We start from the raw sequence: 22,241 nt of genomic DNA, 5'->3' as shown, positions 1-22,241 counted from the left end.
GCAGCGGCCGGCCGCTGCCCGGCCACAGGATCAGCCGCGGGCGGCCAGCTTTTCGCGGCGTTGGCGCACGGCCAGCGCCAGCGCTGCCAGCACGGGCTCGGTCTGCGTCCAGCCCAGGCATGCGTCGGTAATAGAGACCCCGTGACGCAGCGGCTCGCCGGGCTTGAGGTCCTGGCGGCCTTCCTCGAGGTGGCTTTCGATCATGACGCCGGTGATGCGGCTGTCGCCCTGGGCGACCTGGGCGGCGATGTCGTTGGCCACGTCGATCTGGCGCACGTGCGACTTGTTGGAGTTGGCGTGCGAACAGTCGATCATGACCTGTTCGCGCTGGCCGGCCTTGCGCAGGGCAGCGCAACACGCGTCCACGCTGGCGGCATCGTAGTTGGGGCCTTGCTTGCCGCCGCGCAGGATCACGTGGGTGTCCTGATTGCCGCGGGTTTCGAAGATGGCGGCCATGCCCATCTTGGTCATGCCCATGAACGCATGCTTGGCGCTGGCGGCGACCATGGCGTCGGCTGCGATCTGCACGCCGCCATCGGTGCCGTTCTTGAAGCCCAGCGGGCAGCTCAGGCCGGAGCTGAGCTGGCGATGGCTGGGGCTTTCGGTCGTGCGCGCGCCGATGGCGCCCCACGCGATCAGGTCGGCGATGTACTGCGGGCTGAGCAGGTCCAGGAATTCGGTGGCAATCGGCAGACCCAGGCCGCCGATGTCCAGCAGCAGCTCGCGGGCGCGGCGCAGGCCTTCATTGATGCGGAAGCTGCCGTCCAGGCGCGGGTCGTTGATGTAGCCCTTCCAGCCGACGGTGGTGCGGGGCTTCTCGAAATACACCCGCATGACGATCAGCAGATCCTTCTTGTGCTCGTCGGCGGCGGCGCGCAGCTTGCGCGCGTACTCCATGGCCTGCGCGTGATCGTGGATGGAACATGGGCCCACGACCAGCACCAGCCGGTCGTCCCGGCCGTGCAGCACGTCCGCGATCTCGGCGCGGCTTTGCTCGACGAGGTTCTGGATGCTGGGCGACACCGGCAGTTCGTCCTGCAGCAGCGCAGGCGAGATCAGCGGGCGCACCGCGCTGATGCGGGTGTCGTCGGTGCGGGTGTTGTCCTGGGTGGCGTCGGCGGCGCCGACCTCGCGGTCGTGCAGGGGGTCGTCAATGCGGGTCAAGGGAAAGCTCCGTGCCGTAGATGCGGGAAAGTCCGCCATTATCGCACCCGCGGACGGTGGAGGCGGATGGGTGGCATCGCCACGCCCGCTTGCGGGGACAGGCCCCAATGTATGGAGTCGGACGGCGGATAATCCGGCGGCTACGTCTATAGGCGGCGAACTGAATTAACCCGTTATCGATAAGGACACTTTTCGCGCGGATGCCTTAGCATTGATGCACGCTCTCAGCAGGCCGGCGCTGCCGGCCAGCAGCAGGCGCAGGCGGGGGCCGCGCACGGCTTCTTTCCGTAGGCACCGTTCAGGACGGTCAGCAATGCCAAAACCCGATGCCGGATCGTCCCGACGGATTCTTCTTGTAGAAGACCATCCCGTCGAACGCGCCTATCTGCAGAATATGTTGCTGGCATTGGGCTACCGCCGCGTGGCGGGCTTGGGAAGCAGCATCGAGGCGGTAGGCGCGATCACGCGCCAAAACCATGACGTGCTCATCAGCGACATCGTGATGGGCGAGGGCGACGGCACACGCCTTCCCAACGACCTGCGGCGGCTGGTGGATGCCGGGCGCTTGAAGAGCATGCCGCCGATCATCTGGATCAGCAGCCTGAGCGACGAATTGCTTCAGTCGCATGTGCGGTTGGCCCTGCAGGCCGGTTGCCCCTCCGCGCAGGCGCTTTCAAAGCCCGTGTCGCGCGTGGCGATGCAGCAGGCCATCAAGAACGCGCTGCGCAGCATCGACGACGAGTCGGCCTCGCCGGACAAACCCAAGTCCGTGCGGCGCGAGGTGATGGAGGCGGCGCTGAGCCAGGCGCTGCTCTCGGGCACCAACATGAGCGTGGTGCTGCAACCCCAGATCAGCCTGTCGACCGGGCATGTGGTGGCGGCCGAAGCGTTGTCGCGCTGGGTGGATCCGAAGCTGGGCGCGATCTCGGCGGCGGACTTCGTGCCTGCGGCGCATCGGCTGGGCATGGACCGCATGTTGTTCAGCCGCGTCACCGACCGCGTGCTGGAGGTGTTGCGCCGGCTGCAGGACGCGGATGTCGCGGTGCCGATCGCGATCAACGCGTCGGCCTCCACGCTGTGCTCGCGCGACCTGCCCGGCCTGCTGGAGCAGAAGGTGGGGCAGGCGGGGCTGCCGGCCCGTCTGATCAAGGTCGAACTTACCGAAGACGAGCCCGTGACCGACTGGCTGGCGCTGTCGTCCACGTTGAACCTGTTGCGCGTGCGCGGCTTCGAGCTGGCCATGGACGACTTTGGCGCGGGCATCGCCTCCATGCGCCTGTTCTCGGCAATGCCCTTCAACGAACTGAAGATCGACCGGGACTTCATCGTCCACATGCACCGCGAGCCTGCCTCGCGTGCCGTCGTGGCGGCGGCGATCGAAATGGGGCGGGTGCTGGGCCGGCGCGTGGTCGCCGAAGGGGTGGAGCAGGAGCGCGACGTGCAGCTGCTTCGCGAACTGGGATGCGACCTGGCGCAGGGCTATGGGATTTCGATGCCGTTGTCCCCGGACGAATTCATCGCGTATTGCCGGGCGCATTGAGCGCGGGCGGCGTGGCATTTTTCGCCGGGATGGGTTTGATTCGCGTCAAAGGACGGCCCCGATACCCGAAATAGCGGCGCTGGGCGAAACTACCATTATGTCTGCGGCCTGTCTCGGTTCGGCACGGCCGCCGATTTACGGGGAGCGATGCCAATGCGCCGAATCCTTTTCACGATCCTCGCCGTCAGCGTCCTGTCCTGGGCGCTTGCCTTGCGGCTGCAGCCGCCCGCCGCCTTCAATGTATGGACGTGGCGCGACCAACTGATTTTGCTGACCGGTCTGGCGGCTTATGTGCTGATGGCGCTCATCATGCTGCTGTCGGTCAGGCCGGTCTGGCTGGAAAAGCGGCTGGATGGCCTGGACAAGATGTACCGGCTGCACAAGTGGTGCGGCATCCTGGCCACCGCGCTGGCGGCGGCGCACTACCTCATCAAACTCGCCAAGCCGCTGCTGCTGGCCATCTTCGATCCGGTTCCCAAGACGCCCCGCGCCGCGGCCATGCTGGACATGTTCCGGGGATCGGCCAAGGATCTGGGCGAATACGCCGTCTGGATCCTGGTGGCGATGGTGCTGTTGACGCTGTGGCGCCGGTTCCCGTACCACGTGTGGCGCCAGGTCCATCGCATTGCCGCCGTGATCTTCCTGGTGGCGGCGTTTCATGGCGTCGTGCTCACGCCCGCCGCGTGGTGGTCGCAGCCGGCGGGGTGGCTGGTTGGACTTGCGACCGCGGTCGGATCCGTCTGCGCGGTCATGGCGCTGACGGGCCGCATCGGGCGGGCGCGCCGCTACAAGGGCACCGTGCTGGAGGTGCAGCATCTGTCGGATGACATCCTGCGCGTGACCTGTCGTGTCCAGGGCGATTGGCATCACCGCGCCGGCCAGTTTGCCTTCCTGACCGCGGATCGCAAGGAAGGCGCGCACCCCTTCACGGTGTCGGGCGCCGACGATGGCTCGGGCAGGGTGCAGTTTTCGATCAAGGCGCTCGGCGATTACACGCGGCGCCTGCAGAAGAGCCTGGCGGCCGGGCAGGCGGTGACCATTGAAGGGCCATACGGCTGTTTCGACTTTCGCCGGGACGAGGGCCGCCGGCAGATCTGGGTGGGCGCGGGCATCGGCGTGACGCCCTTCATTTCATGGCTCGAGGCCTTGCAGACCCGGCCCGCGGACGCGCCCGACGCCACCTTGTATTACTGCGCCCGCAATGCGGCCGATGCGCCTTTCGCCGACCGGTTGCGCCAGTTGTGCGCGCGCGTTCCAAGCGTGAAATTGGACGTGCGCTACAGCGACGAGCACCGGCCCTTGACGGCCGCCGAGCTGGCGCAGGCCAGACAGGAAGGGACGCCCTGGCCAAGTGTCTGGTTCTGCGGTCCCACGGGCTTTGCCGACGTGCTGAAAGACGGCTTGCACCGGCGGGGCATGCCGGTGCGGCAACTGTTCCACCAGGAAGCCTTCCAGATGCGCTAGCGCGTCAGAGGCCGGACACGTCGATATCACCCGGGTAATCCACCGAGAACTTCAACACCGTCTCGCGCGACTTGCCCGGCTCGAGCTCCCAGTCCCACACCAGCTTGCCGTCCTCTTCGCGCTTGATGTCGCGGTCGGCGGGCGACAGCAGCTTGACCACGATTTTCTCGTTGCGCGAGATGGGCAGGTGATCCGTGAAGGTCACCTGTTCCTTGGTCGACTTGTTGTTCTTGACGGTGATCTTGTACTCGTAGGTGACACGCTTGCCGCTGCCCGAAAAGCCGGTGCTCTCGGTGTAGCGGTTGACCAGCTGGCGCTTGATGGAGATGCCCTCGTCCGCGCCCAGCGCCAGCTCCAGCTTTTCGCCGGGCATGACCGCTTTCATGGCACCCGTGGCGACAAAGGCATCGTCCAGGAACGTATTGAGCGGACCCGCCAGGAACGGAAAGTCGGTGTTGTTGCTGGCTTGCGCGGTCAGGTAGACGGTTTCGCGCAGTGCGGGCGTGGATTGGTATTGCAAGGTGGCCGGCAGCTTGGCCGTGGCGATGGCAACGCGCTGCGTGGTGTTGTCCGACAGCAGCGTTGCCGGGTTCTGGATCTGGAACGACGCGCTGGTTGCCGCATTCTGGAGCTGGGCCGTGGACAGCTCGATGGCCTCGGCTTGCGGCTCGGGCAACATGGCGCTGTCTTCCATCGCGCGGCCGCGCGGCGCGCGCTTGGCGTGCATCTCGGCCTGGACGGCAGCAGGGGCCGGCGCGGCGGCGGGACGGGGCGGCGGGGGCGGGGGAGGGGCGGCCACGTCGATGATCCACGGGCGCAGCGTGGGCGCGCCGCCGCCCAGCGACGGCCGGGCCGTGGACAGCGTCAGCTTCACGTTGTTCCAGTCTTCGCCCGTGTTCTGGCGGATGACACCGAAGTAACCAAGGTCCACCTGACGATCGGCCGGACGCAGCCGCGCATCATAGGCGGGCGTCCAGCGCGCGCCCGCCACGGCATACGACAGCGCGAGGTCCAGCTTGCCGGCGCGCGCCATGCCAACGCGCAAGGCGACCTTCTTGGTGCGCCGGCCCGCCTCGCCGCGGACCTGGCCAAGCTGGGTTTGCAGCGCCGTCATTTCGCGCTCCAGCGCGGTCTTCTGTTCGGCGACGCGGCGCAGGCCCGCCAGCGTCGTGGCCAGCGACTCGGCGCTGAGCGTCTGGATCGCCTTGAGCTCATCCACGGTGATTCGGGCCCCGTCCTTGGCCGGTTCCGTGGCGCCGCGCTGCATCATCAGAATGAGTTCGCGCTGGTTGTCGAGCACCGCGGCTTCGTCGTCGAGCGCGGCTTGCCGGGCAGTTAATTTGTCGAGCTGCGCTTCGATCGACCGCACGCGTTCGTTGGCGGTGTCGGTCTGGTAGACGTCGCTGACCTTGACGTCCAGCAGGGTCGCCTGGCCGGTGCTCTTGGCGGACACCTGCAGCGAGTTTTCCTGCAGCGAGGCCGGCAGGTTGTCCAGGATCAGTTCGTGTTCGCCGGCGGCCAGGTCGCTGCTGGCGGCGCGGGTGACGACCGCACGGTCCTGATAGACGGTGACCGCGCCGATGGCTGAGGGCAGCGCGGCGGCAGCGGCGAAGCCGGGAATCGTTGCAAAGGCCAGGGCCAGAAGGGTACGTCTCACGGGGTCACCTTTGAAAAGTTGGGCGCGGCCGGCATCGCGGATTCCAGGGGACGCATCGCCCGCAAGCGCGAGAGTCTAGTCCCAGCCCCGCGCCGCAGGTTTACAGAAAATGACAAACGCGACAGGCTGATACGGCAATCCCCCGGGGCCGGGTTTCATTCCCGCTCGGGATGCGCCAGCCGGCGCAGCATGCCGACGGCGTTTTCGGCGGCTACCGAGCGGTCATGGCGCCGGTAGGCCATGTCCAGCAGCGCATGGGGCGCATCGCCCTTGATGGGACGGTACTCGATGCCCTGGGCGCCCATGTGCCGCATCGCGGCGGGGACGATGGAGATACCCACGCCAGCCGCCACCAGGCTCACGATCGACGCCATCTGCGGCGCTTCCTGAATGACGCGCGGGGCAAAGCCGGCGCGCTGGCAGGCGGACTGGATGGCGTCGTACAGGCCCGCGCCGATGGGCCGCGGATAAAGCACGAAGTCCTCCTCGGCCAGCGCGACGATCGGGACCGCGCGCTTCCTGCTGAGCGGATGGTCCGGCGGCAGGGCGATCAGCATGGGCTCATCGAGCACCCGCTCCGATTCGAATTCGGCGTCCAGCACATAGGGCGGGCGGACAAAGGCCACGTCCACGTCGCCCGCGCGCAGGCCTCGCAGCAGCGTGACGGTATTGCTTTCGGTGAGCGTGATGCGCACGTCCGGATAGCGGTCGCGAAAAGCGCGGATGGCCCGGGGCAGGTAGGGATGAAAGACGGCCGACGCGGTAAAGCCGACCGTGATGGCGCCGCGTTCGCCGCGCCCCAGCCGCCTGGCCATATCCACGGCGCGGTCGGCGCTGGCCAGGATGGCGCGGGCGTCGTCCAGAAATTGCACGCCGGCTTCGGTCAGCGCGATGCCGCGGGGCAGGCGCAGAAAGAGCGGCGTGCCGATCTCGCGCTCCAATTGCTGGATCTGCTGGCTGAGCGGGGGCTGGCCGATGCCCAGGCGGGCGGCCGCCCGCGTGAAGTGCAGTTCCTCGGCGACGGCGGTGAAATATCGCAGGTGACGCAGTTCCATCGGTTTTAAATATAGACAGGAGCGGTTTCATATATTGGACATATGCAGGGGAAATGTCTACCTTGTTCTCCACGGGCTCCTGCCCGGGTGTTTTTCGAGAATCCTGATGTCTACCCCTTCTGCAAGTCACGCAACAGACCCCGGCGTATCGGCGCCGGCGTATCTGGCGCGCGGCACGCCGGGTCTGCGCCGCGCCCAATGGGCGCTCTTCGCCGCCGGCTTTTCCACGTTTTCGCTGTTGTATTGCGTGCAGCCGCTGATGCCGCTGTTCACCCAGGCTTTCCATGTTTCGCCCGCGCAGAGCAGCCTGGTGCTGTCGCTGTGCACGGGCTTGCTGGCCATCGCCATTTTCTTTGTCGGCCTGTTTTCGGCCGCGCTGCCGCGCAAGCGCGTCATGGCGTGGTCGCTGTTCGCGTCCGCCATTCTTGGCACCATTGCGGCGGTCGCGCCGGACTGGCAGAGCCTGCTGGCCCTGCGCGCCTTGCAAGGGGTGGCGATGGGCGGGGTGCCGGCCGTGGCCATGGCCTATCTGGCCGAGGAGGTCGAACCGGGCACGCTGGGCTTCGCGATGGGGCTGTACATCAGCGGCAGCGCGTTTGGCGGGCTGTCGGGACGGGTGATCACCGGCCTGGTGTCCGATCACTTCGGGTGGCGCGCGGCGATGGGAACGCTGGGACTGCTGGGCATCGTCGCGGCCGTGCTGTTCCTGTGGCTCCTGCCGGCGTCGCGCCGCTTCACGCCGCGGCGCGGCCAAGGGTGGGCAGGCGTCTGGTCGGACGTGCGGGCCGGGGCCGGCGCGCACTTGAAGAACGGGCCGCTGTGCGCACTGTTCGCCATGGGCGGGCTACTGATGGGCGCTTTCGTGGCCGTCTACAACTATGTCGGTTTCCGGCTGTTGCTCCCGCCGTTCTCGCTTAGCCAGACCTTCATCGGCTTCATCTTCGTCGTCTACCTGGTGGGCATCTTCGCATCCACGTGGTTCGGCCGCCTGGCCGACCGTCATGGGCGCGGGGCGATGCTCTCCGCCGCGTCGGGGCTTGCGCTGGCCGGTCTGGTGCTGACGCTCTCGGATTCGCTGCCTGTGCTGGTCGCGGGCATCGTGGTCTTCACGTTCGGCTTTTTTGCCGCCCATGCCGTCGCAAGCGGCTGGGTGGGTCAGATGGCACGAGGCTACAAGGCGCTGGCCGCCTCGTTGTACCTGCTGGTCTATTACGTGGGGTCCAGCGTCCTGGGCGCGCTGGGCGGCCAATTCTGGACGGTTGGCGGCTGGCACGGCGTGGCGGCGATGGCCGGCGGCCTGCTGGCGGCCGCACTGACGATCAGCGCGGGCCTTGCCTGGCGCACGGGGCGCCGTGACCCGGCGGCAGGGGTGGCGGGGCCCGCCTGACCGCCTCTTTTTTCCAGGAAGGGTAGCCTCGCGTTACGCAGGGTTGCCCCAGGCGTGTCCCTATCGCGTACATTCCGTATTGCGATAGGGGGAAACATGCTGACCAAGCAAGACCGCGTGTCCCTGCCATGGACCGACACGCTAGCTCGTCTTGAAGACGAACGCATCATGCTGGAGCGAATCGCTGCCGGCGTGCCGCTCCAGCAGGTGCTAGAACATGTGCTTCACGCCATCGAGGCCCAATCGAGCGTGAAACTTCGCGCGTCCATCGCGCTGGTGGACGACAAGGGGGGCAGGTTGGAGCATGGCGCCGCGCCCAGCCTGCCGGATGAATTCAACGCTGCGGTAAGCGGGATGATGATCGAGCCCGAGGCCGGCCCCTGGGGCGCTGCGGCGCATTCGGGCTGCCCGGTCTACGTGGAAGACATTTCCCGGGATCCTCGCTGGGCCGCATGGCGCGACGTCGCGGCGGCGCACGGCCTGCGTGCCTGTTGGTCGACCCCGATCAAGGCGCCGGACGGGCGGCTGCTGGGCGTGTTCTCCAACTATTACGACGAAAGCCGCCTGCCGTCGGCACACGACATCGACGCCATTGCGCTTGTCACGCGTAGCGCCGCCCTGGCCATCGAACGGCATCTGCTCGACGTGGCCTTGCGCCGCAGCGGCGACCGCTGGCGCGCCATGTTCGAGGGCATGCAGGAGGCATTCTTCCTGGCCGAGGCCCTGCGCGGCGAGGATGGCCGCATTGCCGATTTCCGTTTTCTTGAAGTGAACCCGGCCTTCGAACGCCAGAGCGGCATGCGGGAGGGCGACACGCTGGGTCACACGCTGCGTGAGATGATTCCGGGCGTGCCCAGCCAGATCCTGGATACGTTCGCCCAGGTCGTGGAAACAGGCGAGCCGACCCAGTTCGAATTTGCCGTTCCCGCGCCCAACGACGCGTGGTACGAAGCGCGGGCGCGCAAGGAAGGGCCCGACCGGATCATGGCGCTTTTCCTGGACGTCTCCGCGCGCAAGGCTGCCGAGACCGAGCTGTGGGAAGGCCAGCATCGCAAGAATTTCCTGCTGGCGCTGGGCGACCGCATGCGAGAACTGCACCTGCAGGCCGCGATCGAGGAGACCGCCTGCGCGGGGCTGGGGCAGCACCTGTCGCTGGGCCTGGTGGCAGTTCTGGATTGGGCCGGCGACGGCGCGGCGCCCGTCGTGTCCACGTCCTGGCAGTCCGACGTGTACGTGGCGCGCCAGGAGCCGCTGGCGACAGAACAATTGGGCGACGACTTTTTCGAGGCGGTGCGCAACGGGCGCACCACCTACCTGCAGCCGCTGGTGGCGCAAGAGGGCGGCGACGTCCGCCCGTCGGCCATCGTGGTGCCGATGCGCCGTTGGGCGCGGCAGGGCGGCGCGCTGGTGGTCCGCCCCTTGTCCAGCAGCCGGCTCAAGCCCGCGGATCTGGCCTTCATCGAGGAAGTGGCCGAACGGATGTGCGATGCCGTCGAGCGGTCGCAGTATGCGCGCATGCTGGAGCAGCGGGTCGAGCACGCCATCGCCGAGCGGGACCGCATCTGGCGGATGTCGCCCGAACTGCTTGCGGTCATCGATGGCCGCGGCAGATTTGCCAGCGTGAATCCGGCGGTGCAAACCATCCTGGGCTGGAACCCCGACCAGTTCCTGTCGATGGGACTGTCAGAGCTGATCCACCCCGATGACCTGGAGGCGACCCGCGCCGCCTGGTCGCCGCAGGCCAAGGCGAACGGCGCGCAACCCGCCCGGCACGTGGAAAACCGGGTATTGCGGCGCGAAGGGGGCTACAGCTGGATCACATGGAGCATGTCGTGGTCCGAGGACAGCCTGTATGTGGCCGGGCGCGACGATTCGGACCTGAAGGCGCAGGCCGAAGCCCTGGCCGACACCGAGAATGCGCTGCGCCAGGCGCAGAAGATGGAAGCAGTGGGGCGCTTGACGGGCGGTATCGCGCACGATTTCAACAACATGCTCCAAGGGATCACGGGCGCGCTGTATCTGGTGCAGCGCAAGCTGACGGCCGGCGTGCCGGAACAGGCGCAGCGTTTCATCACCGTGGCCATGGATTCGGCGAACCGGGCCGCGCATCTGACGCAGCGGCTGCTGACTTTCTCGCGGCGCCAGCCGATCGACCCCAAGCCGTTCAGCGTGGAGGCCACGCTGCATTCCATGACGGACCTGTTTCATCGCTACACCGGCGAGCGTGTGAATCTGGTGTTCGATCTGGAGCCGGGCTTGTGGCCAGTCAACTGCGACCGGAACCAGTTCGAGAACGCAATGCTCAACCTGGTGATCAACGCTTGCGACTCGATGCCGAACGGCGGCGTCTTGACCATTGCCGCGGCGAACACACACCTGGACGCCGCGTCGCTGCGCCAGAACCCGGGTGTAAATCCCGGCGCGTTCGTCGAGGTCACGGTGTCGGACGTGGGATGCGGCATGTCGCCCGACGTGCTGGCGCACGCCTTCGATCCGTTCTTCACGACCAAGCCGCTCGGCGAGGGCACGGGTCTGGGTCTGTCGATGACTTACGGTTTTGCCAAGCAGGCGGGCGGCAGTGCCGTGCTGGAAAGCGCCGAAGGCGTCGGCACGTCGGTTCGCCTCTATCTGCCGCGTCATCAGGGCGTGCCGGAGATGGCGGCCGAAACGCCGCGGGCGACGGGCGCGAAGGCGGCGTCGGCGGGCCAGGCCTTCGTTATCGTCGTGGAAGACGATATGAACGTGCGGGAAATGGTGCGGGAGTCGCTCGTGGACATGGGGCTGCATGTGCTGACGGCCGGCGATGGCGAGGCCGGCCTTGAGCTGGTGACCGCCACGCGCAACCTGAGCCTGCTGGTGACCGACGTGGGCCTGCCCAATTTGAACGGCCGCCAATTGGCCGACGCCGCGCGCGTCGCGCATCCCGGCCTGCGGGTTCTGCTCATGACGGGATACGCCGAAAGCGCGGCCAGTGCGGGCGGGTTCCTGGAAGAAGGCATGGAACTCATCGTCAAGCCGTTCTCGCTGGATGCGCTGGGCGAGCGCGTGCAGCGGATGCTGGAAGAGAGCGCGGGGCCGCAACGGGCACGCTGAGGGTCAAGTGTTCAAACGCAGGTAAAAAATGCCCCGCATGGAGGACTACCAGTAGGAGAGAAGGCGGGCAGGGGGTCAGGCACGGGGCTTGCGACTAGGTCGGTGCATTTCAACCAAGGAAGGAGCTACGCTATGAAATACCGTGCCATGACCTGCGCGTTTGCTTTGATTGCCGGCGTTGCCACCGCTGGCGGCGCCTATGCCCAGTCCACGGGCCGCAGCACCCCCCCGACTTCGCCGTCCACGACGCCGAACGACGGGGCTGCCGTGCCGCCCAATACCAAGGTGCCCCCGGGCCAGATTCCCCCCGCCCCGAACGCCGCGCCCAATACGGGCACGACGCCGCCGAACCTGGACAAGAGCGGTCACATGAAGTCGGACAAGCATGGGTCGGAAATGCCCAACCGCAAGCGCGAGGCCAATGACAACGTGCCGAAGACCCCGGCCGCTGGCGCTACGCCTCCTCCGGGATATCCGAACACGGGCGGCAGCAAGTAAGCAGCCCAACAAAAAGGCTTCCGCAAGGAAGCCTTTTTTTATGGGCGCCGGGCTGATCAGTGCTGGCGGCGCAGCTCGGCGGGCGGCACGCGCAATTGGCCGCGGTACTTCGACACGGTGCGGCGGGCCAGCAAGATGCCGTTGGAGGCCAGTTGCTGCGTCAGCGCCACGTCGGACAGGGGCATTGCAGGGTCTTCGGCGTCCACCATTTCCTTGATGAGGGCACGCACTGCGGCTGCAGAGCACGATCCGCCCGACTCCGTGGCCAGTTCACGCGAGAAGAAGTGGCGGAACTCGAAAACGCCGCGCGGCGTGGTCATGTACTTGCTTACGGTCGCGCGCGAGACGGTGGACTCGTGCATGTTCAGGTCGTCCGCCACTTCGCGCAGCATGAGCGGGCGCAGCGCCACTTCGCCATATTCGAAGAACATCTGCTGGCGCTTCACGATGGCCTCGGCCACGCGTTGGATCGTGGTGTAGCGCTGTTCGACATTGCGCACCAGCCAACGCGCTTCCTGGAGTTCCTGCGCCATGGGGCTGCGGTCGTCCAGGCGGGCGCGGCGAAAGAGATCCGCGTAGGCGCTGTGCAACCGCGCGCGCGGCATGGCGCTGCGATTGGGCAGCACGCGCCAGCGTCCCTGCCATTTGTCCACGAACACATCCGGCACCACGTACACCGGCGTGTCTCCGCTGTAGCGGCCGCCGGGCTTGGGGTCCAGCCGGCGGATCAGCGCGCAGGCGTCGCGCAGGGCGTCATCGCCACATCCCAGCGCGCGGCGCAGGCCGACGTAATCGTTCTTGCCCAGCCGCTCCAGATGTTCCTGGACGATTTTCTGAGCCAGTGCGCGCGTGTCGTCGTTTTCATCCGGCAGCGCGGCAAGTTGCAGGGTCAGGCACTCGCGCAAGTCGCGCGCGGCAATGCCGGGGGCGTCCAGCTGCTGCACCAGGCGAAGCGCCGCCATCCATTCGGATTCCTCCGGAATCGGGCTGATGTCCGCATCCGCAGCCGTGCAAAGCGCGGACAGCGGCGTGCGCAGATAGCCATCGTCGTCCAGCGCGTCGATGATGAACTCCGCCAGCAGGCGATCACGCGGCTGCAGGTGATAGTTGCCCAGTTCGAAGGACAGGCGATCGCGCATCGACACGTTGGCGCAGGCCCACTGGCCCAGATCGCTGTCGCCGCCGGAGGACGTGTGGGTGGGGTAGTCGCCGGAATAGGCGGGCGCGTCGGGCGGGGGCTCGTCACCGTCCGGGCTGTCTGAGGCCGCAACGGGCTCCGGGGTGGGCTGTCCTTCCATGTCCGCCGTCTCGCCGCGGATGCCAGGCGCAGCCGGGGCCGCCGACTCGGGCTCCGAATCGTCCGGATCTTCGAGAAAAGGGTTTGAGGCCAGCGCGTGCTGCACGGCCGTGGTGAATTCAAGCGCCGACATCTGAAGCAGCTTGACGGACTGTTGCAGACGCGGCGCGAGCGTCATTTGCTGGCGCAGGCGAAGTTCTTGCATGGGGTGGCCCAATCGAGTCTCCTGAAGGGGCGGCCGCCGGAAGGCGGCTCATTCCCCTTCTATATGCAAAGATCGTGCCAACCCCGTTCAAGGGGGCGAAGGCGCCCCGGGAACGCGGCATGCTGAGCCAGTATTACAAACCCGGTGGTAAGAACTGCTCAGGCAGCTTTTTCTGGCTCGTCCTTTTCATAGACATCCAGCCGGTTGTACAGGGTTTTCAGACTGACCCCGAGCGTCTCGGCGGCCAGGCGTTTGTCGCCCGCATGGTGGGCCAGCGTGGCGAGGATGAATTCGCGTTGGGCGCGGCCCAGCGGCATGCCCACCGGAAAGTTCAGCGAACCGTCGCGAACCTGTGCCTGGTTGGGCCCGAGGTTGCGCGTCGCCAAGTCGGCGTCCAGCTGGGTATCGGCCATGATGTACGCGCGCTGCACCACGTTGCGAAGTTCGCGTACGTTGCCCGGCCAGTCGTGCGCCTTGATCGCCTCTAGCATGGCGGGCGAAAACGTCTTTTGCGTGCCGTGCTGCGCATTGAGCGTATCCAGGAATTGATGCGCCAGCAGCAGGGCGTCGTCGCCGCGCTCGCGCAGCGGCGGCACGCGCAGCGGGATCACCAGCAGACGGTGCAGGAAGTCCTGGCGCAGGCGGCCATCCGCCACCGAGGCGGCCGGGTCGCGGTTGCTGGCGCAGATGACGCGCACATTGGCGCGCAGCAGGTCCGTGCCGCCCACGCGCTGATACGTGCCCACTTCAAGCACGCGCAGGAAATGCACCTGCATGTCCGGCGGCATTTCCGTCACTTCATCCAGGAACAGCGTGCCGCCGCTTGCGTACTCGAAGTACCCGGCGTTTTGCGACACAGCGCCCGTGAAGCTGCCTTTCTCATGGCCGAACAACTCGGCGTGCGCCAGCGATCCGCTGATCGCGCCGCAATTGACGGCGACGAAGGGCTGATCGCGGCGATCGCTCGCCTCGTGGATGGCGCGCGCAACGATTTCCTTGCCAGCCCCACTTTCGCCGATAATGAACACGCTTGCATCGGTAGCTGCGGCAAGTGCGATCTGGTTTCCCAGCTTTCGCATTTGCGGCGACATGCCGCTGGTGTCCGCAAAAACGGAAGTGGGGGAAGGCGCGGTGGTGCGCGGAGCGGTATTTCGACTGGCCATGCTGATTCCTAGTCCCGAAAGCGGGCCTGCAATAATCGCATCGTAGAGGGCGGTCTGCTGTCTGATTGCGACGAGTTGCAAGTATTGGAAAACGTTGTTGGAAACTGGCAGATATTTGCGCCGGCCGACCTCATAGTGACTATTCTGATGGTTATGGAAGGGATACGGAGATAGCATGCCTCACCTGCTTATCGTCGACGACGACGATGCAATACGGGAAACACTGGCCGAAATCGGCCGAGAAAGCGGGTTTTCGGTGGCCCTGGCGGCCAGCGTCAAGGACGCCCTCATCCAGCTCGAACGGCAAGCGCCCGACCTGGTGTTGACGGACGTCCGGCTGCCGGGCGGCAGCGGCATGGACATTTTCAAGAACGTTGCCGTGCACAGCGCAGAAGTGGTGGTGATGACCGGCCACGGTACTGTCGACAACGCCGTGCAGGCCCTGCGCCTGGGTGCGACCGACTATCTGGTCAAGCCCATCTGCATGGAGCGCCTCGAAGAGATCCTGAAGCGGATCATGACCAATTCGGGCGGCGAAATGCCCGGCACCCCGTTTGAAGAACCGGGCCGGTTCGGCAAGCTGTATGGCAAGTCCGAACGCATGCAGACGCTGTATCGTCAGATCGGGCGCGTGGCACCCACCACGGTCACCACCTTGCTGATCGGCGAAAGCGGCACCGGCAAGGAGCTGGCCGCTCACGCCATCCACGAACTCAGCCCGCGCCGGCAGCGGCCGTTCATCGCGGTCAATTGCGGCGCCATCTCGCCCAACCTGATCGAAAGTGAAATGTTCGGGCACGAGCGCGGCAGTTTCACCGGTGCAGACCGCCAACACAAGGGGTACTTCGAGCGCGCCGACGGCGGCACGTTGTTCCTGGACGAAGTCACCGAAATGCCGCTTGACCTGCAGGTCAAGCTGCTCCGTGTGCTGGAAACCGGCCAATTCATGCGCGTGGGCACCAACCGGGAAATTGCGTGCGACATTCGCGTGGTGGCTGCGACCAACCGGAATCCGGAGCAGGCCGTGCAAGAGGGCAAGCTGCGTGAAGACCTGTACTACCGGCTGAGCGTTTTTCCCATCGAGCTGCCGGCGCTACGCGACCGCGGCAGCGACATTCTCTTTCTGGCGCAGCGCTTTCTGCAGGCGCTCAACGAAGAATCCGGCAAGAACAAGGATTTTTCGCCCGAGGCGGCGGCCGCGCTCGCGCGGTACGAATGGCCAGGCAACGTCCGCGAGCTGAAGAACTTCGTGCGGCGCGCGTTCATCATGGCCGATGGGGATGTGCTGGATCTGGATATGCTTGTGCCGCAGGTATCGCCAGCTGGCGAGTCGGCCGGCGGGCAAGTCAGCGTGCCGGTTGGCGAGACCTTGGCCGAAGCCGATCGTCGTCTGATCCTGGCCACCCTTGAGCGATGCAACGGGGTCAAGAAACAGGCGGCCGCAGTGTTGGGCATCAGTCCCAAGACGCTCTACAACCGTCTTGAGGAATACGCGGCAGCAGGCTACGTGCTGCCCGGCGAGAATTCCCGGACGGGCGGACCGTCCCGGGAATCCGCCTGACGCCGCTTACTTGTTGAAGCGGGTCTTCAGGTCAGCCATGCAGGCGTCCTTGGCGTTGCCGGACATGGCATCGCACTTTTCCTTGCCGACCTTGTAGTCGGCATCGTTGCGCGTCTTGGCCGCGTCGTGGGAGGCTTCGGCCTTCTCCTTCGCGGCCTTGGCGTCGGCCTTGGCCTTGTCGCGCGTGGCTTCGGCCTGCTTCTGGCAGACGTCCTTGGCATTGCCCTTCATGCCGTCGCATTGCTTTTTGTCCATTTTGTATTGGTTGTCGATCTGATCGTTCGTGCGAACGCCGGTCGTGCCCGTTTGCGCGGAGGCCTGGAAAGCCAGGACGGAAAAGCACAGGGCAAAAGCGGGGCAAATCGTTTTGGACAGATTCATGACTGACTCCTTGGGTAAGTGATCCGGTAGTTGGCGGACCCGACTACCCCTAGAGCAAGTAACGTGCCCAGAATTTCCAGGCACGGCGCTTGCGCAGGAGGAGCGAGGCCATTCGCGATTCACGGATGGCGCGTATCAAGGAGATGATTCATGACGACCCCAGACGATCAGCAGTCCGCCAAGTCCAAGGCCAATACCCCCAAGGACGATACGGAGGCGGCGAACCAGAGCGGTCAGTTTGGCGCGGATAAGCCGACCGAGAACGATCAGCCTTATAAGCGGCATTCGGATAAAACGCCGAACCGCAAGGGGCCGGAGTTTGAAGAGGGCGGGCAGTATCCGGGCAAGCGGCCTGACGGCAATTAATGCGAAAGGCGGGCGAAACGGCTTGTTGTCAGCGGGCCGATTCGCCCAATTCGTCAGCCAGACGAAAGAGCATCACGACGCAATACAACGCCGCGAGGCCGATCACGCCGTAGACGGTGCGCGCCGCCGCCATGTGCGGAAAAATTTTCTCGATCACATCCAGATTGACGGCAGCGATCAAACCGCTGTTCAACCCACCGGCCACGACGGCGATCAGCGCCATCCAATCCAGCGCGGACAGGCAGCGCCGCGCTTCGCTGCGGGCAGGCTCGGGCGCCGGCAGGCCCTCGTCGGGCTCGGACCCGGGCAGCAATTCCTCAGTACGGGATATTTCCATCGTCGTTCCTCAGGGAGTGCGGCGCCGGGTCCGGTTCGAGATGGCCTCAGCCACCGTTGCGGACCGGATCGGGCGCGTCGTGCGAGAGGCCGGCTTCGTCCGCGTCGGTGACGCGGTCGGTCGCCACGTCCGCGCCGTCGTCGTCCTGGAAGTCCGGTTCGACGCTCTCGCGTTCGCCCGTGGCCTGGGAGTCGCTATCGGTGTGCCTGAGGTCGCGCGGCAGGTCGCTGGCCGAATCTGAAGAGTCGCTGGGACCCAGATCGGGACGGCCGCTTTCGTCAAGGTTGATATCGGTGTCGGGTATACGGGGCATGAGCATTCTCCGGATAAGCGCGCGCGGGATCGGAACAGGCGGTGCGCGCAGCAGCGGGTGCGTGGCAGGCAGCAAGCGCCATGCCGACGTCGCGATGGGCAGGGCGGTTCCGGCAGCGCAGGTATGGAAGTTGCTCCTTGATTGAAAATTTTTCCCCGGGAGATTGTCATGTCCTTGATTGTCGCTGCACGGTTCCAGACCTTCGACGAAGCCACGCTGGCCGCCCAGAAGTTGTTCGCCGAGGGCTATACCGAGGATGACATCCACACTTTTTACGTCAGTATTGCCGGCGAGCATGGGCGCTTTCCGCTGGGGGGCGATCGGATCGCAGACCCCGATGCCAAAGGCGGGCATTTTGGCGCGGTGGCCGGCGCGTCGTTGCTGGGGCTGGTCTTTGCGTTGGTGGCGGGGCTGATCGCCGCGCAACTGGCCGCCTCGATCTTCATCACGATTGCCGCTGCCGGGGTGGGCGCCTACATCGGGGCGTTGGCGGGCGCCATGTGGGTGGTCGGCCGCAAGAAGCGGGTGCGCACCGCGCCGGGCGAGCCCGAGAAATCGCACCCGCCCGTGCGCCAGGCCGGTGTCATGCTGGCGCTGCACGTGGACCTTGGGCGCGAGCAGCAAGCCCGCCAGATCTTGCGCGCCGCGGGCGGCACCGACATCGAACGGGCCAATGGGCGATGGCAGGATGGCAAGTGGCAGGATTTTGATCCGCTGGATCCGCCGCGCCGGGTGGAAGCGCCGACCACCGCCAATTGAGCCCCGCCCAGCCACGCACGGAGACAGCAATATGAATCCATTCACTAAACCGTCATTTGCCGCGCTTGCCGCGGCGGTGGTGCTTGCGGGCGCGGGCCCGCTATCGCATGCCGCAGAACTGGACGCCTCGGACGCCCGCTTCCTGCAGGCTGCCTCGGGTTCGGGAATTTTCGAGGTGCAGGCCGCCGAACTGGCAAGCAAGCGCGCCAAGGACGCACAGGTGCGCGCGTTTGCGGCCAAGATGCTTGAACAGCACACGGCGGTGAACAAGGAGATCCACGCGTTGGCAGCGGCCAAGAACATCTCGCTGCCCGATCAGCCGGCCGAGCCCGATCGCGCGACGCTGCATGAATTGCGGGAAAAGACGGGCGCCGAGTTCGACCAGGTGTATATCAAGAAGGCTGCCGTGGACGCGCACGCGACCGCCAATCGCCTTTTTGAAACAGCCGCCAAGGAGTCGGAAGATGCGCAGGTGCGCGACTTTGCGACGCGCACCTTGCCGATGTTGAGCGATCACTACGCGATGAGCCGCGCGTTGGGTCGCGAGCCCGCCGTCAATGGCGACAAGATCCATCCTGCGCCCAAGGGCGAAGCGCCGCCGGTGTCCCCGGCGTCGCGCGCCGCGCCGGCCTCGGTGGTGCCGGAGAAGTGAGGATCGCTCAGTCGCCCGCGCTGCCCGTGATGGGCAGCACGATGCCCGTGATATAGCTCGAGCATTCGGGCGATGCCAAAAAGACGTAGGCGGGCGAGATTTCTTCCGGCTGAGCGGGGCGTCCCAGATCGGTCTTTTCACCAAATGACTTGATGTCTTCGGCGCTTCGGTCGGCCGGATTGAGCGGCGTCCAGACGGGACCGGGCGCGACCGCGTTCACGCGAATACCCTTTTCGGCCAGGTTCGAGGCCAGCGAACGGGTGAACGCGTGGATGGCGCCTTTGGTCGATGAGTAGTCCAGCAACTTGCCGCTGCCGTTCAGACCCGTGACTGATCCCGTATTGATGATGGCGCTGCCGGGCTTCAAATGTTCCAGCGCGGCGCGCGCCATGTAGAAATAGGCGCTGATGTTGGTACGCAGCGTCTTGTCCCATTTTTCGTCGCTGATTTCCGGCAGCGTCTCGGTGTGTTGCTGGTAGGCCGCGTTGTTGACCAGGATGTCGAGCTTGCCGAAGTGCTTGACCACCTGCGCGACGGCCTCGTCGCAGAAGGCAGAATTCTGGACGTCGCCCGGGATCAGCAGGCACTGGCGGCCTTCAGCCTGCACGGCGCGGCTGGTCTCCCGGGCATCCTCGTGTTCATCGAGGTACATCACCGCGACGTCCGCGCCTTCGCGGGCAAACAGGACGGCAACGGCCCGGCCGATGCCGGAGTCGGCGCCAGTGATGATTGCAACCTTGTCTTGCAGCTTGCCGCTGCCTTTGTAGCCGGGCGCCTGATACTGGGGCTTGAGCACCATGTTGGCTTCAACGCCTGGCTGTTCGTCCAGGTGCTGCGCCGGCATGGGCGGGGTGGGGTGAGGGCGGTCGCCGGTCTGGGCGCTTTTGGGGGTGCTCATGTGTTCTCCCATTGGGCGGCGCGGGATGCGCCTTGCAATGGAAGTCGAGCAAACGCCGTTCCCGGCGACCGCGTGGGAAACGGCCTACTGGCGGCCGACGATGACGCCGAGCAGAAAGGCCGCGCCCGCCACCAGCCCGACTGCTTGCCAGGGACGCGCGTGGATGTAGTCCTCGGTGCAGTCCAGGGTCTCGCGCATGAGGTCATGGGCGTTGTCGGACGCCTCGCGCAGGCTCTGGCGCGTGGCTTGCAGCTGGTCGTTCAAGCGCGCCTTCAGGGCTTCAAGGTCCGTTGCCGAAGTGTCGCTGAGCGTGGCTTCCAGCTCGTCGATCCAGCTTTCCGGATGCCGCGAGCGCCTGTAGGCGCCACGATTGTCGGGGCCGTTCTCGGGGAAGTCGGAAGGCATGGGGGTATTCGTGGTGGCCATCGAAAGCTCCTGACTGTCGGGCGGAAAAATGCGCCGTTGCGGCCGGCCCGGGCGGCCGCGCGGCGGGGCGAGGCTTACGCCTCGACCATGTCTCGGCATGCCAGCGTGCAGGCGATACAGGCGCCTGCGCAAATCTGGCAGTGCTCGGCGTCGTGCGTGGAACATTGCCGCGCACAGGCATCGCAGACCAGCGCGCACAACGTGCAAAGCGCCTGAGCGAATTCGCCGCCGCGGGCCAGCATGGCCGCGCACAAGCGGCAGACCTCGGCGCAATCGGTGCACAAGGCGATGTTCGCGCGCATCTGCGCCGGATTCTGCCGCAGACACGCGGCCGCGCATTGATCGCACGCTACCGCGCATTCATAGCAGGCTTGCACACATTGTTCGAAGTTTGGGTCTCGCATTGCATCTCCTTGTGAGCGGCCGCGGCCGCCCGGCCACACAGGCGCGGCTGGCGCGGCGGCACATCCGCTTGCAATTTGAAGGTCTTGACAGTTTTTCCTGCGGGCGAGGGGCCGTAGGATGAAGGTTCGCAACTGGCGGGAGAACACCGTGAAACCCTCGTCCACATCCAAAACCACCTCGCCGGCGCGCGCCGGCAAATCCGCGCAGGACAACGCTAAGATACTGCCGCCGAGCGGTCCCGTCGACGTGCCAAATCTACCGGATAAACCCGATGCCGATACGCCCGACGAGGCCGCGCGCGACAAGCGCGAGGTGGTCGACAACAAGACCGAATCGAATTGGGCCGACGGCTCCGCGCCGCAGCCCCGCGCCAAGAATGCGCGCTCCTCGATTCTCTGATCACGCATCGCCGGCGTCCTGCTCATGAAGAAAGGCGAGCAGGCGCCGCTCGTCGGCGCTGAGCCCGCGGGGGCCTGCCGGGGCGGCCGTGCGCGCGGGCAGCGTACCGGTCAGGTAGGCTTCCATGATGGCTGGGTGCACGTAGCACGCGCGGCACACGGCGGGCGTGTTCGCCAGCCGTTTTGACACGGCCTTGATGACGTCCACCGCCTCCTGCTTGGCGCGGCGCTCGTCTTCGAACGGGCGCGCCTGCAGCGCGGCAAAGGCCATCACGGAGCCCGCCCAGGTGCGATAGTGCTTGGCGGTGTATTCGCCGCCGCCGGCGTGACGCAGGTAGGCATTGACCGCGCCGGAATCGACCGGGCGCTTGTCGCCGTCGGCATCCAGATACTGAAACAGCTGCTGGCCCGGAATGTCCAGGCATTGCTTGATGATGCGCGCCACGCGACGGTCCGTGACCGTGACGTCGTGGGCCACGCCGCTCTTGCCCTGGAATCTGAACCGGAAACGGCTGCCGGCCACGGTCGTGTGACGGCGCTTGAGCGTTGTCAGGCCGTAGGACTTGTTGGCACGCGCATATTCGCGCCCGCCAACGCGGATCAGGGTGATCTCCAGCAGGCGGACCAGGGTCGCGACCACCTTGTCCTGCGTGAGGCCCGGTATCTTCATGTCGCGCTCGACCTGACGCCGGATCCGGGGCAATGCGTGGCCGAAGGACAGCAGATTCTTGTATTTGGTGGCGTCGCGTACCGCCGTCCAGTCGGGGTGATAGCGATATTGCTTGCGGCCGCGCGCATCGCGCGCCGTGGCCTGAAGATGCCCGTCCGCCAGCGGGCAGATCCATACGTTTTCGTACGCGGGCGGGATGGCCAGGGCGTTGATGCGCTGGATCTGCGCCTCGTCGGTAATGCGCGCGCCTTTCTCGTCCAGATAGTGAAACGTATGGGCGTTGACGCGCACGCGGGTGTAGCCGGGCTGCGTGTCGTCCACATAGGTCAGCGATGCCTCTTCGACGGGCAACGGATCCGGGTCCTTTTGCGTGCGGGTGCTCATTCAATCTCCGGGTGCGCGCGGTAGCGCTGGGCTACAGCATGCCGCGTTCCCGGCGGCGGCGATCGCGGGCGTGGACGGCTTTGGGCACGCCGCTTGCTGAATGCCTTGTCGGCAATCGCGCCGCCGGAAACGCCCGCCGACCGGCCGCGCCGCCCGCGAGAGAATCTT

At 66.1% G+C, this 22,241-nt stretch carries 22 protein-coding genes; 10 read left to right on the top strand and 12 right to left on the bottom strand.

All coding sequences use genetic code 11. The features are described 5' to 3' along the window. Positions 1–30: 30 nt before the first annotated feature. Positions 31–1,164, bottom strand: a complete 1,134-nt coding sequence (locus KVT32_RS08545; protein WP_056317640.1) for a 3-deoxy-7-phosphoheptulonate synthase — start codon at positions 1,162–1,164, stop codon at positions 31–33. 313 nt (positions 1,165–1,477) lie between these two features. Here KVT32_RS08545 and KVT32_RS08540 point away from each other — a divergent pair, with 313 nt between their 5' ends. Both KVT32_RS08540 and KVT32_RS08535 read left to right on the top strand, forming a co-directional pair. Further along, a complete protein-coding gene (locus tag KVT32_RS08540; RefSeq protein WP_217618030.1) occupies positions 1,478–2,704 on the top strand; it encodes an EAL domain-containing protein in 1,227 nt (408 codons plus the stop codon). A gap of 153 nt (positions 2,705–2,857) precedes the next feature. Beyond that, complete coding sequence (locus tag KVT32_RS08535) at positions 2,858–4,168, top strand: ferric reductase-like transmembrane domain-containing protein (protein WP_217618029.1); 1,311 nt, start codon at positions 2,858–2,860, stop codon at positions 4,166–4,168. Between the two features lie 4 nt (positions 4,169–4,172). Here KVT32_RS08535 and KVT32_RS08530 read toward each other — a convergent pair whose 3' ends face one another. Beyond that, positions 4,173–5,825, bottom strand: a complete 1,653-nt coding sequence (locus KVT32_RS08530) for a mucoidy inhibitor MuiA family protein (protein WP_371825574.1) — start codon at positions 5,823–5,825, stop codon at positions 4,173–4,175. A 155-nt stretch (positions 5,826–5,980) separates the two neighbouring features. After that, a complete protein-coding gene (locus KVT32_RS08525; RefSeq protein WP_217618028.1) occupies positions 5,981–6,880 on the bottom strand; it encodes a LysR family transcriptional regulator in 900 nt (299 codons plus the stop codon). Positions 6,881–6,986: 106 nt separating this feature from the next. Between KVT32_RS08525 and KVT32_RS08520 the strand changes: the two genes are divergently transcribed. The 3 genes from KVT32_RS08520 (at position 6,987) to KVT32_RS08510 (ending at position 11,858) form a co-directional block, all read left to right on the top strand. Beyond that, positions 6,987–8,267 carry an MFS transporter gene (locus KVT32_RS08520; RefSeq protein WP_152384399.1) on the top strand — a complete coding sequence of 427 codons (1,281 nt, stop codon included), beginning with the start codon at positions 6,987–6,989 and terminating at the stop codon, positions 8,265–8,267. Positions 8,268–8,363: 96 nt separating this feature from the next. Then, positions 8,364–11,360: a GAF domain-containing protein gene (locus tag KVT32_RS08515; protein ID WP_152384400.1), complete on the top strand. Its 2,997-nt coding sequence runs from the start codon at positions 8,364–8,366 to the stop codon at positions 11,358–11,360. A gap of 132 nt (positions 11,361–11,492) precedes the next feature. After that, complete coding sequence (locus KVT32_RS08510) at positions 11,493–11,858, top strand: hypothetical protein (RefSeq protein WP_056317659.1); 366 nt, start codon at positions 11,493–11,495, stop codon at positions 11,856–11,858. Positions 11,859–11,914: 56 nt separating this feature from the next. Here the strand turns inward: KVT32_RS08510 and KVT32_RS08505 are convergent, their stop codons facing one another. Both KVT32_RS08505 and KVT32_RS08500 read right to left on the bottom strand, forming a co-directional pair. Next, positions 11,915–13,360 (bottom strand): RNA polymerase factor sigma-54, encoded by a 1,446-nt coding sequence (locus KVT32_RS08505; protein WP_217618027.1) that lies wholly within the window; start codon positions 13,358–13,360, stop codon positions 11,915–11,917. A 158-nt stretch (positions 13,361–13,518) separates the two neighbouring features. Then, on the bottom strand, positions 13,519–14,523 hold the full coding sequence (locus KVT32_RS08500; RefSeq protein ID WP_256450074.1) for a sigma-54-dependent Fis family transcriptional regulator: 1,005 nt from the start codon (positions 14,521–14,523) through the stop codon (positions 13,519–13,521). A gap of 175 nt (positions 14,524–14,698) precedes the next feature. Between KVT32_RS08500 and KVT32_RS08495 the strand changes: the two genes are divergently transcribed. Further along, entirely contained in the window at positions 14,699–16,084 is a 1,386-nt protein-coding gene (locus tag KVT32_RS08495) for a sigma-54 dependent transcriptional regulator (RefSeq protein WP_217618026.1), read from the top strand. A gap of 6 nt (positions 16,085–16,090) precedes the next feature. On the opposite strand, the gene KVT32_RS08490 is transcribed toward KVT32_RS08495, so the two are convergent. Then, the gene (locus KVT32_RS08490; RefSeq protein WP_056317667.1) at positions 16,091–16,465 is read right to left on the bottom strand and encodes a hypothetical protein; all 375 of its coding nucleotides are present in this window, start codon (positions 16,463–16,465) and stop codon (positions 16,091–16,093) included. 150 nt (positions 16,466–16,615) lie between these two features. Between KVT32_RS08490 and KVT32_RS08485 the strand changes: the two genes are divergently transcribed. Further along, a complete protein-coding gene (locus KVT32_RS08485; RefSeq protein WP_152384405.1) occupies positions 16,616–16,831 on the top strand; it encodes a hypothetical protein in 216 nt (71 codons plus the stop codon). A gap of 28 nt (positions 16,832–16,859) precedes the next feature. On the opposite strand, the gene KVT32_RS08480 is transcribed toward KVT32_RS08485, so the two are convergent. Continuing rightward, on the bottom strand, positions 16,860–17,168 hold the full coding sequence (locus KVT32_RS08480) for a DUF378 domain-containing protein (RefSeq protein ID WP_217618025.1): 309 nt from the start codon (positions 17,166–17,168) through the stop codon (positions 16,860–16,862). A 46-nt stretch (positions 17,169–17,214) separates the two neighbouring features. Next, positions 17,215–17,481, bottom strand: coding sequence for a hypothetical protein (locus KVT32_RS08475; protein ID WP_062839533.1), 267 nt, complete (start codon positions 17,479–17,481; stop codon positions 17,215–17,217). Positions 17,482–17,649: 168 nt separating this feature from the next. Here KVT32_RS08475 and KVT32_RS08470 point away from each other — a divergent pair, with 168 nt between their 5' ends. Both KVT32_RS08470 and KVT32_RS08465 read left to right on the top strand, forming a co-directional pair. Beyond that, entirely contained in the window at positions 17,650–18,240 is a 591-nt protein-coding gene (locus tag KVT32_RS08470; RefSeq protein WP_062839532.1) for a phage holin family protein, read from the top strand. A gap of 31 nt (positions 18,241–18,271) precedes the next feature. Beyond that, complete coding sequence (locus KVT32_RS08465; protein ID WP_152384407.1) at positions 18,272–18,892, top strand: DUF4142 domain-containing protein; 621 nt, start codon at positions 18,272–18,274, stop codon at positions 18,890–18,892. Between the two features lie 7 nt (positions 18,893–18,899). On the opposite strand, the gene KVT32_RS08460 is transcribed toward KVT32_RS08465, so the two are convergent. The 3 genes from KVT32_RS08460 to KVT32_RS08450 all read right to left on the bottom strand — a co-directional run bounded on the left by KVT32_RS08460 (position 18,900) and on the right by KVT32_RS08450 (position 20,518). Continuing rightward, a complete protein-coding gene (locus KVT32_RS08460; RefSeq protein WP_217618024.1) occupies positions 18,900–19,790 on the bottom strand; it encodes an SDR family oxidoreductase in 891 nt (296 codons plus the stop codon). An 84-nt stretch (positions 19,791–19,874) separates the two neighbouring features. After that, positions 19,875–20,216, bottom strand: a complete 342-nt coding sequence (locus tag KVT32_RS08455) for a YqjD family protein (RefSeq protein ID WP_056317694.1) — start codon at positions 20,214–20,216, stop codon at positions 19,875–19,877. A gap of 74 nt (positions 20,217–20,290) precedes the next feature. Further along, positions 20,291–20,518 carry a four-helix bundle copper-binding protein gene (locus KVT32_RS08450; RefSeq protein WP_370638967.1) on the bottom strand — a complete coding sequence of 76 codons (228 nt, stop codon included), beginning with the start codon at positions 20,516–20,518 and terminating at the stop codon, positions 20,291–20,293. A 220-nt stretch (positions 20,519–20,738) separates the two neighbouring features. Here KVT32_RS08450 and KVT32_RS08445 point away from each other — a divergent pair, with 220 nt between their 5' ends. Continuing rightward, positions 20,739–21,020: a hypothetical protein gene (locus KVT32_RS08445; RefSeq protein ID WP_226849307.1), complete on the top strand. Its 282-nt coding sequence runs from the start codon at positions 20,739–20,741 to the stop codon at positions 21,018–21,020. On the opposite strand, the gene KVT32_RS08440 is transcribed toward KVT32_RS08445, so the two are convergent. Beyond that, the gene (locus KVT32_RS08440) at positions 21,021–22,073 is read right to left on the bottom strand and encodes a DNA topoisomerase IB (RefSeq protein WP_175155456.1); all 1,053 of its coding nucleotides are present in this window, start codon (positions 22,071–22,073) and stop codon (positions 21,021–21,023) included. Positions 22,074–22,241: the final 168 nt, after the last annotated feature.

It is taken from the genome of Achromobacter sp. GbtcB20, from assembly GCF_019091095.1.
GTDB lineage: Bacteria > Pseudomonadota > Gammaproteobacteria > Burkholderiales > Burkholderiaceae_B > Achromobacter > Achromobacter mucicolens.
Note: the sequence above shows the minus strand (reverse complement) of the source record. Positions and strands in the feature narration are given on the sequence as shown.

What these genes read in the sequence shown, in the direction of transcription:
- KVT32_RS08465 (WP_152384407.1), top strand. Translation starts at nt 18,272, where the DNA reads ATGAATCCATTCACTAAACCGTCATTTGCCGCGCTTGCCGCGGCGGTG.
- KVT32_RS08515 (WP_152384400.1), top strand. Translation starts at nt 8,364, where the DNA reads ATGCTGACCAAGCAAGACCGCGTGTCCCTGCCATGGACCGACACGCTA.
- KVT32_RS08455 (WP_056317694.1), bottom strand. Translation starts at nt 20,216, where the DNA reads ATGGCCACCACGAATACCCCCATGCCTTCCGACTTCCCCGAGAACGGC.
- KVT32_RS08470 (WP_062839532.1), top strand. Translation starts at nt 17,650, where the DNA reads ATGTCCTTGATTGTCGCTGCACGGTTCCAGACCTTCGACGAAGCCACG.
- KVT32_RS08535 (WP_217618029.1), top strand. Translation starts at nt 2,858, where the DNA reads ATGCGCCGAATCCTTTTCACGATCCTCGCCGTCAGCGTCCTGTCCTGG.
- KVT32_RS08490 (WP_056317667.1), bottom strand. Translation starts at nt 16,465, where the DNA reads ATGAATCTGTCCAAAACGATTTGCCCCGCTTTTGCCCTGTGCTTTTCC.
- KVT32_RS08500 (WP_256450074.1), bottom strand. Translation starts at nt 14,523, where the DNA reads ATGGCCAGTCGAAATACCGCTCCGCGCACCACCGCGCCTTCCCCCACT.
- KVT32_RS08495 (WP_217618026.1), top strand. Translation starts at nt 14,699, where the DNA reads ATGCCTCACCTGCTTATCGTCGACGACGACGATGCAATACGGGAAACA.
- KVT32_RS08475 (WP_062839533.1), bottom strand. Translation starts at nt 17,481, where the DNA reads ATGCCCCGTATACCCGACACCGATATCAACCTTGACGAAAGCGGCCGT.
- KVT32_RS08485 (WP_152384405.1), top strand. Translation starts at nt 16,616, where the DNA reads ATGACGACCCCAGACGATCAGCAGTCCGCCAAGTCCAAGGCCAATACC.
- KVT32_RS08440 (WP_175155456.1), bottom strand. Translation starts at nt 22,073, where the DNA reads ATGAGCACCCGCACGCAAAAGGACCCGGATCCGTTGCCCGTCGAAGAG.
- KVT32_RS08460 (WP_217618024.1), bottom strand. Translation starts at nt 19,790, where the DNA reads ATGAGCACCCCCAAAAGCGCCCAGACCGGCGACCGCCCTCACCCCACC.
- KVT32_RS08525 (WP_217618028.1), bottom strand. Translation starts at nt 6,880, where the DNA reads ATGGAACTGCGTCACCTGCGATATTTCACCGCCGTCGCCGAGGAACTG.
- KVT32_RS08445 (WP_226849307.1), top strand. Translation starts at nt 20,739, where the DNA reads ATGAAGGTTCGCAACTGGCGGGAGAACACCGTGAAACCCTCGTCCACA.
- KVT32_RS08505 (WP_217618027.1), bottom strand. Translation starts at nt 13,360, where the DNA reads ATGCAAGAACTTCGCCTGCGCCAGCAAATGACGCTCGCGCCGCGTCTG.
- KVT32_RS08450 (WP_370638967.1), bottom strand. Translation starts at nt 20,518, where the DNA reads ATGCGCGCGAACATCGCCTTGTGCACCGATTGCGCCGAGGTCTGCCGC.
- KVT32_RS08510 (WP_056317659.1), top strand. Translation starts at nt 11,493, where the DNA reads ATGAAATACCGTGCCATGACCTGCGCGTTTGCTTTGATTGCCGGCGTT.
- KVT32_RS08480 (WP_217618025.1), bottom strand. Translation starts at nt 17,168, where the DNA reads ATGGAAATATCCCGTACTGAGGAATTGCTGCCCGGGTCCGAGCCCGAC.
- KVT32_RS08520 (WP_152384399.1), top strand. Translation starts at nt 6,987, where the DNA reads ATGTCTACCCCTTCTGCAAGTCACGCAACAGACCCCGGCGTATCGGCG.
- KVT32_RS08540 (WP_217618030.1), top strand. Translation starts at nt 1,478, where the DNA reads ATGCCAAAACCCGATGCCGGATCGTCCCGACGGATTCTTCTTGTAGAA.